Origin of the sequence: Croceibacterium salegens, assembly GCF_009827435.1 — a bacterium.
Taxonomy (GTDB): Bacteria; Pseudomonadota; Alphaproteobacteria; order Sphingomonadales; family Sphingomonadaceae; genus Croceibacterium_B; species Croceibacterium_B salegens.
In genome coordinates, this window is the sequence record NZ_WTYM01000058.1 from 17,510 (window position 1) to 29,540 (window position 12,031).

Sequence of the window (12,031 nt, forward strand, 5' to 3'; positions counted from 1 at the left end):
AAACCCAATTGCTTTGTCGGCGGCGTTTCCAAGTAATGAGAGCGATTCCGGTCGCTCGCGAGCAGGTAATGTCGGGCCATATCAACGGGAAGATGGGATGCTGACATTACGAAACACTCGTTAGTTACTGTTGCCTCCTATCACCATGTCTTTCATCACATGTTAGCCCGCTGCACGTCGATCAGCGGCAGCGATTTGTTACACTTCACAAGCAGTTGCCTCGACAACCCAACGGCTCATAAAGGCGTCTTGCCTAGTTGTTGTCCTAATACTGCGCTCCGCCTGGTCGACCGGGGCGACGAGTTGTTCGAGCTGGCTGAGTACTTATTTGGCATCCGGCCGGTACTACTCGGCCCTCTCAAATTGGTCATCGGTCAGAGCAGAGCAGTCGTGAAGGTGTTAGAACCAAGCACAAGAATGGCCGAACATAGCCACTTCACGCGCATTTTCTTCACGCAAATCTTTCTCCTTTTCAATCCGGTAACTGGATAATACAGTAAAGACGTTACGGCCGAAGTCGTCAGTGAAATGCTGTTAGGCTACCTTGTTTCGCCAATCGACGCTGTTAGTCCAAAGCAACGACTACTTCGGCCAGCCATTCGACCTCGATTGGGGAATGGCTCACCAGAAGAGTGGGTAAACCGAGTTCAGCACCAATGCGTTCGAGCAACCACAAGACTTCTTCAGCGCGCTGTGGGTCGAGCGAAGTGAGGGGCTCGTCTAGCAGCAGGAAGCGCGGCGCGCTGACGAGGGCGCGACCGATTGCGACGCGTTTTGCCTCGCCGCCCGAGAGCGTGGCCGGCATGCGGCTCGCGAGGGCGGCGATGCCGAGGAAGTCCATCGCCTCCGCCGGGGTCATGACGGCGCCGCTGCGATGTCCGTAAGTGAGGTTCGCCGCCACCGTCCGGTGCGGGAACAGGCGCAGGTCCTGAAAGACGTAACCGGCACGGCGCTCCTCAGGCGGCAGGTCGACGCCTGCGGCAGCATCGAACTGCGTCGCGTCGCCGATGCGGACATGGCCGGAAAGCGGTCTACGCAGTCCGGCGATGCAGCCGAGCAGGCTGGTCTTTCCGCTGCCCGATGGACCGGTGATCGCGACCGTACGCGCCTCGCTCACCAGGCGGACATGGCGCTCACGCTCGCCGGCGAGGTAGGTCAGGTCGAGGTCAAAGGACATGCGCGCCCCTGCCATGGCTGCGGCGGACCAGCATCTCGCTCGCCAGCAATGCGGCGATGGACAGCAGCACCGCGATGATCGCCAGCCGCGCGACCGCCGCTTCGGCGCCGGGTACCTGCAGGTCGGAATAGATCGCCAGCGGCAGGGTGCGCGTCTGGCCCGGGATGTTGCTGGCGAAGGTGATGGTGGCGCCGAACTCACCGAGCGAACGGGCGAAGCCGAGCATCGTCCCGGCCAGCACCCCGGGCAGGCTGAGTGGGAGGGTGATCGTCAGGAAAGCACGCCAAGGCGTCGCACCCAGCGTGCGCGCCGCACCGACGAGACGCTGGTCGACCCCCTCGATCGACAGCCGCATTGCGCGCACCATCAGCGGCAAGGCCATGACCGCGGCGGCGAGCGCTGCACCGGTCCAGCGGAAGACGAGGATCATACCGAATGTATTCTCGAGGAACCGACCGATGGGCCCCGTCCGCCCGAAGGCGAGCAACAGGAGCCACCCCGTCACCACCGGTGGGACCACCAGCGGCAGGTGGACCAGCGCATCGAGCAGGACGCGCCCCGGAAACTGCCGCCGGGCGAGCAGCCAGGCGATGGCGTAGGACACCGGCAGGGTCAGCAGCACGGCGACCACGCTGACCTTGAGCGACAGGGCGACGACCGCCCATTCGGTCGCGGTTGGCCAGCTCGTCACGGCGCGGTAAACCCGTGGGCGCGCAGGATGGCCTGCCCTTCGTCCGACCTGAGAAAGGCGTAGAACTCCCGCGCCGCCGGGTTGGTCGATCCGGCAATGAGAGCCATCGGGTAACGGATCGGCGCGTGGCTCTCGGGTGGCAGGCTGGCGACCACCGCGACCTTGGCCGAGGCGTGGGCGTCGCTGGCGTAGACGAGGCCGAGCGGAGCCTGTTCTCTTTCGATGAGAGCGAGTGCGGCGCGGACATTTTCGCTGGCGCTGACGGGGGCAGAAAGGGGCCAAAGGCCGAGGTGTTCGAGGGCGGCCTTGCCGTAGCGGCCAGCGGGGACGCTTGCCGGATCCGCCATTGCAAACGGGCCGCTGCCCAACGCCCTGGCCACTGATGTGCGGTCCAGAACGAGCGTTTCGGCGCGCACAATCGGTTCAACCAGCACCAGCCGATTGCCGGCGAGGTCGACGCGGCTGGTAGTGTCGATCTTTCCCGCCGCTTCGATCCGGTCCATCCACTCCTCGTCGGCAGAAATGAAGAGGTCGGCCGGCGACCCGGCAAGGACCTGCCGGGCTAGCGCGGGTGTTCCGGCGAAGGAGACGACCGGATGCGCGTGGACTCCGCGGGCAAAGGCATCGGCCGCTTCGCCGATCGCCTCCTGCATACTGGAGGGTGCAAGCACGATAGGTGCTGCATCTTCTTCGCTGCTGCAGGCGGCGAGGAGCAGGGCGCTAAGCGTGGCGATCAGGACAGCGGCTGGTCGGAAGGTCACGGGACAGCTATATACAAGGGGATATAGATTGGTCCAGCGTGAGGGAGAGGCGAAATCGCCCGGTTGAAACTCAAGCTTCAGCTCTATTGCGGTGAGGAGATCGCCATGGGGCCGGGCAAGGCGGAGCTGCTTCAGGCCATCGCCGAAACCGGTTCGATCTCCGCCGCCGGGCGCACGCTCGGGATGAGCTATCGCCGAGCCTGGCTGCTGGTCGACACCATGAACCGCTGCTTCGATGCAGCGCTAGTCGAAAGCACGGCGGGCTCCGGGGCGCGGGTGACCGAGGCGGGCGGGGCGGCGCTGGCGGACTATCTCGCGCTCGCAGAGCAGGTCGAAACCGCGGCGGGCGGCGAGGCCTACGAGCGGCTGCAGCGCGCGATCAGAGGTTCGCCTCGCTGAGGTATTTCACGTTCAAGTATTCCTCGATCCCGAGGTGCGAACCCTCGCGGCCGAGGCCCGACATCTTGACCCCGCCGAACGGGGCGTAAGGGGTCGAGATCAGGCCGGTGTTGATACCGACCATGCCGCTCTCGATGGCGCGGCCCATGCGGGCGATGGTCTTCGGGTCCTGCGAGCAGAAATAGGCGGCGAGGCCGAACGGAGTGTCGTTGGCCATGCGGATCGCGTCCTCGATGGTGTCGAAGGTCACCACGCCGGCGAGCGGGCCGAAGGTCTCCTCGGTGGTCAGCAGCGCTCCCTGCGGGACGTCTGCGAGCAGCGTCGGCGCCACCATGCGTCCGTCGAGGTCGCCGCCACCCGCCACCAACCGGGCGCCCGCCTTGAGCGCCTGTTCGCGGTGTTCGAGCACCTTGTCCTTGCCCGCATCGTCGATCATCGGGCCGATGGCGGAACCTTCGTCGAAGCCGTCGCCCGGCTTCGTGTTCGCCACGACCTTGCCGAAGGCTTCGAGAAAGGCGTCCCTGATCCCCGCCTGCACGTAGAAACGGTTGGCGGCGATGCAGGTCTGGCCCGAATTGCGGAACTTGGCGACGCGCGCCGCCTCGACCGCAATGTCGAGATCTGCATCGTCAAAGATAATCATCGGCGCGTTGCCGCCGAGCTCCATCGAGATCCTTTTCATTGTCGCCGCGCAGGCTCGGTAGAGCTCGACGCCGACTTCGGTCGAGCCAGTGAAGCTGAGTTTGCGCACAACGCTCGACGAGGTCAGCGCTTCGCCGATCAGCCGCGCACTGCCGGTGACGACGTTGAGCACGCCCGCTGGCAGACCCGCCTCCTCGCCCAGCTTGGCGAAGGCCAGCGCGGTCAGCGGGGTGGCGCTAGCCGGCTTGGCGACGACGGTGCAGCCCGCCGCCAGCGCCGGTCCGACCTTGCGGGTCAGCATTGCGAGCGGGAAGTTCCACGGCGTGATGAGCCCGCAGACCCCGACCGGTTCGCGGGTGGCGTAGATCGCCCGACCGGCCTCGTGCGGCGGGATGATCTCGCCCCGCGCCCGCGTCGCTTCCTCGGAGAAGAACTGCATGAAGCCGTTGGCGTAGGCGACTTCGCCGCGCGCGTCGGCCAGCGTCTTGCCGTTCTCGCGAACCATGATCCGGGCGAGGTCCTCGCCGTGCGTCGCGATCAGCTCGAACCACTTGCGCAGGATTGCGCCGCGGTCCTTGGCGGGCATCGCCGCCCATTTCGGGAAGGCGTCGCTCGCCGCATCGATGGCCTTGCCGGTCGCCTCGGTGCCGAGACCGGGCACCTCGGTGATTTCCTCGAGCGTGTAGGGATCGTCGACCTCGACCGGCTTGCCGGCGCCGCCGATCCACTTGCCGCCAACGAGGGCCTTGGAGATCAGCAGGTCGGGTTCGTCGAGCTTGCCGCGAGTGGCAGTCATGGGTCGGTCCTTGGTCACAGTATCGGTCATGCGGTTCGAACGAACCAGCGCGCCAGCCGTTTCAAATCAGGGCGCGATCAGCACCTTGCACTGGCTGGTGCGGTGCTTGAGGCTCTCGAACACCTCCGGCGTCGCGTCGAGCGAAATCGTGTCGGTAACCAGCAGCCGCGGCTCGATCGCCCCCGAAGCGAGCGCTTCGAGCGAGGCCTCGTATTCGGACACGGTGAAGAAGGCGCTGGTCACCAGCTTCACCTCCTTGGTCAGCATCACGAAGGTGTTGAGCGTGTCGGGCTTGGTGCAGAGGCCGAGCAGCAGGATCGTCCCGCGGTTGCGGACCTGTTCGACCCCCTGCGCGATCAGGCCCGGCACGCCGACGCATTCGAACACGATATCGGCCTTGCTGCCGAGACCGCGCTCGGCGCTGCCGACCGGATCGGTGGGATCGACCACGAAGACGTCCGCCCCCATGTCCAGCGCTCGCTGTTCCTGGAAGTCGGCGATATCCTGCACCGCGACCTTAGATGCGCCCATCCGCTTGCACCAGAACGCGGTCGCGAGCCCGATCGGTCCGGCGCCGAGCACCAGCACCTTGTCGCCCGGCTGGATGCCCGAAAGGTTGACCCCGTGCAGCGCCACCGCCAGCGGTTCGATGATCGCCCCGTCGGCGAGGCTGAGGTCGGTCCCGAGCTTCACGCACTGGTTTGGCCGGGTCACGGCGTATTCGGCATAGCCGCCGCCCTGCAGGCCGAAGCCCTCGCACCACCGCACCTCGCCCTTGCGGCAATGTTCGCAGTGCCCGCAGCTCTTGAGCGGGATGACCGAGACGAGGTCGCCGGTCTTCAGACCAGTCACGTCCTTGCCCATGCCGACCACCTCGCCGGCGAATTCATGGCCCAGTACGTCGCCGTGCTTGCAGCCGTAGGCGGCGTCCTCGGTCATGTGCAGGTCGCTGCCACATATGCCGCAGCGGCCGACCTTGACCACCACCTGCCCGGCATCGGGCGTGGGGTCGGGCAGGGTCTCGAAGGCAAGCGGGGCATGCAATGCCTGGAAAGTTACGGCTCTCATGGGGGCGTGCCATATCGCGTCATCGCGATGTGCTGTAGGGGAAAGTGTTTCGTGCGAACGGGAGGAGATCGCGGATGGAACGGATAGCTGCCCCTTTGCCCATGGCGGAGGCGGGTCCGGTCATCCACCTGCCGATTACGCCGGCCACGCTGGCCGACGACTGTACCAACACTCTCGATCTTCATGTCCTTGCCCACGGCGATGTACCGGATGTCCCCGCGGCAGAATGGGCGCTGGAAGTTTGCGGCCTCATCCAAACGGCAATTAGCTTGACCTTCGCCGACCTGCTCGACCTGCCGCAGCGAGAACTTGTCTCGGTCCACCAATGCGCGGGCAACCCGCTAGACCCGACTGTGCCGGCTCGCCAGGTTGCGAACGTCACCTGGCGAGGCGTCGACCTACTCGATGTGCTGGCGCTGACAGGCGTGCGGCCTGAGGCGGCACTGCTGTGGGCCTGGGGTCTGGATGGCGGCAATTTCGTCGGCCGGTCCTTCGTCCATTATCTCAAGGACATTCCGCTTGAGCGGGTCAATGAAGGCGACGTCATATTGGCGCATGCTCTCAACGGCGAACCCTTGTCCGTGCGGAACGGATTTCCCGTGCGACTGGTGGTCCCGGGCTATTACGGCACCAACAGCGTCAAGTGGCTCTGCCGACTTGAGCTGGCCGACCACCGTCCCGAAAGCCTCTTCACCACCGAGCTATACAACGATCCCGTCGCGGGCGGCGGAACCCGGCCGGTGCGCGAGATCGCGCCGGAGAGCATAATCTACTGGCCCGAGCCGGACGCGACGATCGATGCCGGCAGCGTGACAATTCGCGGTCGGGCCTGGGGCAGCGACGAGATTGTCGCCGTGGGGGTCAGTGTGGACGGCGGGGCGACGTGGCACGAGGCGCAGCTCGGCAAGCGTCACGAGCGCGGCTGGCATGGCTTCACGTTCGATTGGCGAGCTTCTGGCGGCGATCATGTGCTGCAGTGCCGCGCAACCGCAATAACGGGCGACACGCAGCCCGCCGATGGCGCGCGCAACGCGATCTACTCGGCGAACGTCACGGTGATTTGAGCCGCGCGATCAATCGTTCAGCGGCTTCACCGGCCCCAGCTGCATCCCTCCGTCGATCATCACGTGCGCCCCGGTCATGTAGCTGCCGGCGTCGCTCGCCAGCAGCAGCGCGAGCGGCTTGATCTGGTAGGTTTCGGCCATGCGACCGACCGGCACCAGCTTGTCCCAAGCAGCCTTGGCGGCGGGGTTCTTCTTGACCCAGCCGTCGCCGATGTTGGTCACGAAGGGGCCCGGGGCAATGGCGTTGACGCGGATGCCGTAGGCGGCAAGCTCGTAGGCGGCGTGGCGCATGAAGTGCTTCACACCCGCCTTGGCCGCCATGTAGGGCACGCCGACGATCGCTTCGTTGACCTCAGCCGCGTTCGAGCTGGTGATGACGATGCTGCCGCCGCGCCGCCCGGTCCGGCCCTCGTTGCGCTTCATCACCCGCGCCGCCTCGCGCACGGTGTGGAACACGCCGGTCAGGTTGATGTCGATCGAGCGATCCCAGCGCGCCTTCTCGTAGACGTCGATCTGCCCGGCGGGATTGCGCTTGTCCTCGGGGCTCCAGAAGCCGTTGCCGACGTCGAGCCCGGCGTTGGCGAAGGCAATGTCGCACCCGCCGTAGGCCGCGACGTGCTCGTCGAACACGCTCGACACTTCGAGGATGTCGGTCACGTCGCACACCGCCCAGCGCACGTCGTGACCCAGCTCCTTGAGCCGCTTGGCCTCGCGCGCCACGCCCTCGACGTCGATGTCGGTCAGCGTTACCTTCGCCCCGGCTTCGGCCATGCACTCGGCATAGGCGAGCCCGATGCCCGAAGCCGCGCCGGTGACGAGCGCCGAGCGGCCGGAAATGTCGAACTGGTCGAGGGTCCTGGGGTCGCTCACAGGTACAGCTTCGCGTTGATCGGGATGCCGTTCTCTTTGCAATAGGTCTCGTAGTGGGTGATCATCCACCACACGTCGACCGTGTCGGCGTAATTGCCCTGGTTGTCGTAGAACTCGATCGGGCCCTGCATCCAGCCGAACAGCTTACAGCCTTCGGGATGCTCGGTGACTAGCGTGTGCGCTTCGCCCGGAACTTCGAGGATGAGGCCCCCCGGCGTGCCGAGCCAGTCGTATTCGAGATAGCGCACGCTGCCGGTGATGGTGACCATGGTCACGTTGCCGCGGTGCAGGTGGGTGCCGATCGTGCCCGGGCCCTTCATCCAGAGGATATTGGAATAGGTGTTGGTGCGCACGTCGAACATCAGGTGCTTGATCGCCGCGCTTTCGCCGAACGGGACCCACGGGCTATCGACGTCGCTCTCCATGTCGATGTAACGCCCGCCGGGGCTGAGCCGCGCGACGGTGTCACGGTAGGCCCACGGCACGTCAACGATTTCCTTGGTGTCGGATGCCGGGGCTTTCATCTTGTTGCTGGCCATGGGGGGATGGTCCTTCCTAGCGGATCAGGGAATCGAGGTAGGCACCGCCAATGCCGTTGCTCTCGTAATGGGCGCGCGCGTCTTTCATGTAGTCGAACACGTCGTAGTGGCCGACCGAATTGCCATGTTCGTCGAGCCACATCAGCGGGCCGGAGACGACGAAGAACACCTTCATCGGGTCTTCGTGGGCATAGCTGACCAGCGTGTGGCTCTCGCCCGGGGTCTCGAAGATGAAGTCGCCCGCGGTCGCGGTCCATTCGTGCTCGAGGTAGGCCCACTTGCCGCTAATGGTGTAGGCCCAGATCGGCTTGGGGTGGTAGTGCCGGTTCACGATGCACGGCTTCTTGGCCATCAGCACGTCGGCCCACATGTTGAGCGTCGGGCTGATCCACACCGGCTTCGAATAGACGTCCTCCACCTGCGGGCGGCCGATCGGCACCCACAGCCGCTCGTCGCCCTCGGCGATCTTGGCCATGTAGGCCTCGGGCTTGGCGCCGGGGCGCAGGCTGTGCGGGACAGGCGGAGTGCCGGCCCAGGGTTCGGTGGTCGGTGCTTCGGGCATTCGTCTCTCTCCTTCGGTCCCCGCCGAAGCGGGGACTCGGTTGGTCCAGTCTGCCGCTGCCCCGCAGGGCGGGCAAGTTCAGGCTGCGGCGTGCGTCAGCCCGCGGCGGGCGAGGGCCTTGGGTGCGGTTTCGACAAGGCCCATCGACACGAATCCGCTGATCACCGCGAGCACCATCAGCATCCACAGGAACGAGTTCACCCCGAGCATGTCGTTGAGGTACCCGGCGAGCGGCGGGCCGAACACGCCGCCGAGGATCTCGCAGCTGCCCATCGCCAGGCCGAGCACGGTGGCGTGATGCAGCGGGCGGAAGCTCTCCGAAGGGATCGTCGCCATGAAGATCGGGAACACGCCGTTGACTGCCCAGCCGACGAAGAACAGCATGCCGAGTACCGTCGGGGAGCCGTCGAAGTACATCGCCGCCAGCGGACCGACGACCGAAAGGAACGGCAACCAGACCATCACCGGCTTCCGCCCGATGTAGTCCGACAGCCCCGAGATGCCAAAGCTGTAGATCGCCGCGGCTATGCCGAGGGAGCCCATGACCCAGCTGCCGGTGATCTCGTCGAAGCCCTTGGTCTGCACCAGGTAGAGCGGCATGAACGCCCAGGTGATGACGAAGTGGGCGACCATCAGCACGCCGACGACGACGCAGATCCACATGTTGCGGACCTTCATGGCCTCGGCGATGGTCATGGACTGGTCGGCGGCGTTGTCGGACTTGCGGACCGGGGCCGGCTCCTTGAGCAGGAACCAGATCAGCACCGCGCTGATGATCCCCGGGACACCGGCGAGGTAGAACGACTCGCGCCAGCCGAAAGCGGTGGCGAAGGCGACCAGCACGACCGGAGCGGCGAAGCTGCCAAGCAGGTTCGAGCCGAGGTTCTGCGCCACGCCCATCGCCAGGCCACGGCGTCGCGGGTCGACTTCGCTCGCCACCATCGCGTGGCTAATCGGCATGACGCCGCCTTCGGCTGCGCCCATCAGCAGCCGCGCGCCGAGCAGCAGCGCGAAGCTCGAAGCGAGGCCGGTGAGAAACGAGCAGAGCGAGAAGGCGAGTGTCGCCATCACTAGCAGGATCTTCCGCTTGCCCATCGAGTCCGACAGCCGCCCGTAAAAGAACGCTGCGATCGCCCAGGTGAAGCTGAGGCCGCCCGCGATTAGGCCGATCTGGGTCTGCGTGAGCCCGAGTTCGGGCTGGACCGAGGGCATCAGCACGTTGAGCGCCTGGCGGTCGAAAAAGACGATTCCGAAGTTGAGGCTGAGCAGGAAGACCAGCAGCATCTGGTATCCGGCGGAATTCTTCAGCCAGTTGCCCTCTGGCCGATCAACGATTGTAGCGGACGACATTGCCATATTTTTGGGACTTTCAGACGTTTGGGACTTTCTAAAGGAAGGAGCGGACGGGGTCGCTACCGTCCCAACCTTGCGATGCCTTCCAGAAGCGGGTGAATGTTTCGTCCATGCCCGGGGTCACAGGCAAAAGTTCGAGAAAGCCCCATTGCGGCCCGTTGCCGTCGTCGAGGTAGACCACCTCGCCACCGGTCGGCACGGCGGCACGAAATGCCTCGACATAGCCGCGCTGCTGGTAGGCTAGGCTGTCGGCATCGACGTCGGCGCAGGCGAGGCCGAAGTGATGGAAGCCGTAGCCCCGGTGGGCGATGGTCTCGCGGTAGACGCTGGGATTGTTGTCGAGCGGCTGGATCAGTTCCATCAGCATGTGCCCGGCGAAGCCCATGGCGATGGCGATGTCGGCGGTCGATTCCTCGCCGCGATAGGTTTGCCCGGGCACGAGGAAGTGCGGCAGCACGAAGAACGGTCCCGCGCCGGTGTTGGTGATCCAGTGCCTGATGGCGGATTCGAGGTCTTCGACCACGAACGCGGTCTGCGCGATCCCGCCCATTGGCTGGCCGTAGCCAAGCTCGTCTGCCATTTGCCTCTCCCCTCGCCGGCTTAGCCGGTCATTCACCATGGCTCGCCAATCAACGGGACAAAGTCAATCGGCTTGCTCGTCGCATGCGCCATTTACCTCATGCGAAGGGGCGGATCGGATCGCTGCCGTCCCAGTCCTGTGCCGCCTGCCAGAAGCGGGTGAAGGTCTCGTCCATCTGCGGCGTTGCCGGGAGCAGTTCGAGATAGCCTGGGTGGACCGGGTTCTTCGGTCCGAGGAACACCACCTCGCCGCCGGTCGGCACCGGGTTTCGGCTCACTTCCTCGTAGCCGCGGGCAATGTGCTCGGCGCGGGCCGTCTCGACGTCGTCGTAAGCGACGCCGAAGTGATGGAAGCCGAAGCCGTGTTCGAGGATCGCCTCGGTAAAGATCGAGGGCGCGGAATCATGCGGCTGGATGAGCTCGATCTGGAAGTGCCCGGCAAAGCCCATGGCCAGGCTCGTTTCCGTAGGAGAGATGCGGCCGCGGTAGGTGCGATTGGGTCCCTTGGCGTGCTCGATGATGAAGAATGGCCCGGCACCGCCGTCGCGGGTGTAGAACTCGATCGCCTTTTTCAGGTCGGGGACCAGATAGGCCACCTGCATGATCGCCCCGGTCGGCTGGCCGAATCCGAGCATTCGTCCCATCGCAACGTCTCCCTCGTCCCATCGCTCGCCATTGGCGGAACCGGAGTCAATCGCTAAGGCTTCCCCCGATTGGAGAATACCATGGCGACGCAGCTCAAGTTCGAAGTCAAATGCAGCGAAGCCGAATGGCAGGCGCGGCAGGACCTCGCCGCCTGCTACCGGATTTTCGCGCACCTCGGCTGGTGCGAAAGCATCTACAACCACATCACCTTGCGCGTGCCGGGCGAGGACAATGCCTTCCTCATCAACCCTTACGGCCTGCTGTGGGAAGAAGTCACCGCATCGAACCTCGTCAAGATCGATGGCGACGGCAACAAGGTCGGCGACAACCCTTACCCGGTCAACCTCGCCGGATTCACCCAGCACTCCGTGTTCCACAAGAGCCTGCCCTACGCCCACGCCATCGTCCACACGCACACGCCCGATACGATGGCGGTGTGTTCGACCGAAGGCGGGCTCGAGGCGTCAAACTTCTATTCGTGCTTTTTCGAGGGCGCGATCGGCTACCACGACTTCGAAGGCATCACGGTGCGCTCGGAAGAGGGCGAGCGGCTCGTCAAGAATATCGGCAATCACTTCATCCTGATGCTGCGCAACCACGGCCCAGTGGTCATGGGGCGCACGATCCAGGAAATGTTCCTGATGTACTACATGCTGCAGCGCGCGTGCGAAGTGCAGGTCAAGACCGCCAGCCTCGGCAAGCCGATCGTGGTCCCGCCCGAGGTCATCGACACCCACCAGCGCGACCGCGACAAGCAGCTGACCACCGATTTCGGCAAGCTCGATTTCGAAGCGTGGAAGCGCAAGATCGACACCATCGACCGCAGCTGGCGCGACTGAGAGCAGCGGCGCTCCGGACCTCCTGCCCCAAGTGCGGCAGACCGGT

The 12,031-nt window shown here is 65.1% G+C and carries 14 protein-coding genes; 3 read left to right on the plus strand and 11 right to left on the minus strand.

The window, feature by feature from the left end; genetic code table 11:
• Positions 1-565: 565 nt before the first annotated feature.
• From GRI89_RS14965 to modA, 3 genes are read right to left on the minus strand one after another with little or no spacing between them, the layout of a single operon-like run.
• Positions 566-1,177: an ATP-binding cassette domain-containing protein gene (locus GRI89_RS14965; protein WP_159797385.1), complete on the minus strand. Its 612-nt coding sequence runs from the start codon at positions 1,175-1,177 to the stop codon at positions 566-568.
• Positions 1,167-1,868: a molybdate ABC transporter permease subunit gene (gene modB, locus GRI89_RS14970; RefSeq protein WP_328598290.1), complete on the minus strand. Its 702-nt coding sequence runs from the start codon at positions 1,866-1,868 to the stop codon at positions 1,167-1,169. Before modB ends, GRI89_RS14965 begins: the two co-directional genes overlap by 11 nt.
• Positions 1,865-2,629: a molybdate ABC transporter substrate-binding protein gene (modA, locus tag GRI89_RS14975; RefSeq protein WP_328598291.1), complete on the minus strand. Its 765-nt coding sequence runs from the start codon at positions 2,627-2,629 to the stop codon at positions 1,865-1,867. Before modA ends, modB begins: the two co-directional genes overlap by 4 nt.
• A 105-nt stretch (positions 2,630-2,734) precedes the next feature.
• Here modA and GRI89_RS14980 point away from each other — a divergent pair, with 105 nt between their 5' ends.
• Positions 2,735-3,028 carry a winged helix-turn-helix domain-containing protein gene (locus tag GRI89_RS14980; RefSeq protein WP_159797782.1) on the plus strand — a complete coding sequence of 98 codons (294 nt, stop codon included), beginning with the start codon at positions 2,735-2,737 and terminating at the stop codon, positions 3,026-3,028.
• Here GRI89_RS14980 and GRI89_RS14985 read toward each other — a convergent pair.
• Both GRI89_RS14985 and GRI89_RS14990 read right to left on the minus strand, forming a co-directional pair.
• Complete coding sequence (locus GRI89_RS14985) at positions 3,009-4,496, minus strand: NAD-dependent succinate-semialdehyde dehydrogenase (protein WP_328598292.1); 1,488 nt, start codon at positions 4,494-4,496, stop codon at positions 3,009-3,011. The genes GRI89_RS14980 and GRI89_RS14985 overlap by 20 nt on opposite strands.
• A gap of 36 nt (positions 4,497-4,532) precedes the next feature.
• Positions 4,533-5,534 (minus strand): alcohol dehydrogenase catalytic domain-containing protein, encoded by a 1,002-nt coding sequence (locus GRI89_RS14990; RefSeq protein WP_159797387.1) that lies wholly within the window; start codon positions 5,532-5,534, stop codon positions 4,533-4,535.
• Positions 5,535-5,608: 74 nt separating this feature from the next.
• Between GRI89_RS14990 and GRI89_RS14995 the strand changes: the two genes are divergently transcribed.
• Positions 5,609-6,598, plus strand: coding sequence for a molybdopterin-dependent oxidoreductase (locus tag GRI89_RS14995; protein WP_159797389.1), 990 nt, complete (start codon positions 5,609-5,611; stop codon positions 6,596-6,598).
• A 9-nt stretch (positions 6,599-6,607) separates the two neighbouring features.
• Here GRI89_RS14995 and GRI89_RS15000 read toward each other — a convergent pair whose 3' ends face one another.
• From GRI89_RS15000 to GRI89_RS15025, 6 genes are all read right to left on the minus strand, one after another.
• Positions 6,608-7,468 carry an SDR family NAD(P)-dependent oxidoreductase gene (locus GRI89_RS15000; RefSeq protein WP_328598293.1) on the minus strand — a complete coding sequence of 287 codons (861 nt, stop codon included), beginning with the start codon at positions 7,466-7,468 and terminating at the stop codon, positions 6,608-6,610.
• Positions 7,465-8,007, minus strand: coding sequence for a 2,4'-dihydroxyacetophenone dioxygenase family protein (locus tag GRI89_RS15005; RefSeq protein ID WP_159797393.1), 543 nt, complete (start codon positions 8,005-8,007; stop codon positions 7,465-7,467). Before GRI89_RS15005 ends, GRI89_RS15000 begins: the two co-directional genes overlap by 4 nt.
• 16 nt (positions 8,008-8,023) lie before the next feature.
• Positions 8,024-8,569, minus strand: a complete 546-nt coding sequence (locus GRI89_RS15010; RefSeq protein WP_159797395.1) for a 2,4'-dihydroxyacetophenone dioxygenase family protein — start codon at positions 8,567-8,569, stop codon at positions 8,024-8,026.
• A 78-nt stretch (positions 8,570-8,647) separates the two neighbouring features.
• Positions 8,648-9,925: an MFS transporter gene (locus tag GRI89_RS15015; protein ID WP_235913441.1), complete on the minus strand. Its 1,278-nt coding sequence runs from the start codon at positions 9,923-9,925 to the stop codon at positions 8,648-8,650.
• Between the two features lie 31 nt (positions 9,926-9,956).
• Positions 9,957-10,502: a VOC family protein gene (locus GRI89_RS15020; RefSeq protein WP_159797397.1), complete on the minus strand. Its 546-nt coding sequence runs from the start codon at positions 10,500-10,502 to the stop codon at positions 9,957-9,959.
• A gap of 97 nt (positions 10,503-10,599) precedes the next feature.
• Complete coding sequence (locus tag GRI89_RS15025; protein WP_159797399.1) at positions 10,600-11,145, minus strand: VOC family protein; 546 nt, start codon at positions 11,143-11,145, stop codon at positions 10,600-10,602.
• An 81-nt stretch (positions 11,146-11,226) separates the two neighbouring features.
• Here GRI89_RS15025 and GRI89_RS15030 point away from each other — a divergent pair, with 81 nt between their 5' ends.
• The gene (locus GRI89_RS15030) at positions 11,227-11,985 is read left to right on the plus strand and encodes a class II aldolase/adducin family protein (protein WP_159797401.1); all 759 of its coding nucleotides are present in this window, start codon (positions 11,227-11,229) and stop codon (positions 11,983-11,985) included.
• Positions 11,986-12,031: the final 46 nt, after the last annotated feature.

Excerpts from the sequence above, each read along its gene's own strand:
- GRI89_RS15015 (WP_235913441.1), bottom strand. The coding sequence starts at position 9,925 with ATGGCAATGTCGTCCGCTACAATCGTTGATCGGCCAGAGGGCAACTGG.
- GRI89_RS15005 (WP_159797393.1), bottom strand. The coding sequence starts at position 8,007 with ATGGCCAGCAACAAGATGAAAGCCCCGGCATCCGACACCAAGGAAATC.
- GRI89_RS14995 (WP_159797389.1), top strand. The coding sequence starts at position 5,609 with ATGGAACGGATAGCTGCCCCTTTGCCCATGGCGGAGGCGGGTCCGGTC.
- GRI89_RS14985 (WP_328598292.1), bottom strand. The coding sequence starts at position 4,496 with ATGACCGATACTGTGACCAAGGACCGACCCATGACTGCCACTCGCGGC.
- GRI89_RS14965 (WP_159797385.1), bottom strand. The coding sequence starts at position 1,177 with ATGTCCTTTGACCTCGACCTGACCTACCTCGCCGGCGAGCGTGAGCGC.
- GRI89_RS15010 (WP_159797395.1), bottom strand. The coding sequence starts at position 8,569 with ATGCCCGAAGCACCGACCACCGAACCCTGGGCCGGCACTCCGCCTGTC.
- GRI89_RS14990 (WP_159797387.1), bottom strand. The coding sequence starts at position 5,534 with ATGAGAGCCGTAACTTTCCAGGCATTGCATGCCCCGCTTGCCTTCGAG.
- GRI89_RS15030 (WP_159797401.1), top strand. The coding sequence starts at position 11,227 with ATGGCGACGCAGCTCAAGTTCGAAGTCAAATGCAGCGAAGCCGAATGG.
- GRI89_RS15020 (WP_159797397.1), bottom strand. The coding sequence starts at position 10,502 with ATGGCAGACGAGCTTGGCTACGGCCAGCCAATGGGCGGGATCGCGCAG.
- GRI89_RS15025 (WP_159797399.1), bottom strand. The coding sequence starts at position 11,145 with ATGGGACGAATGCTCGGATTCGGCCAGCCGACCGGGGCGATCATGCAG.
- GRI89_RS14980 (WP_159797782.1), top strand. The coding sequence starts at position 2,735 with ATGGGGCCGGGCAAGGCGGAGCTGCTTCAGGCCATCGCCGAAACCGGT.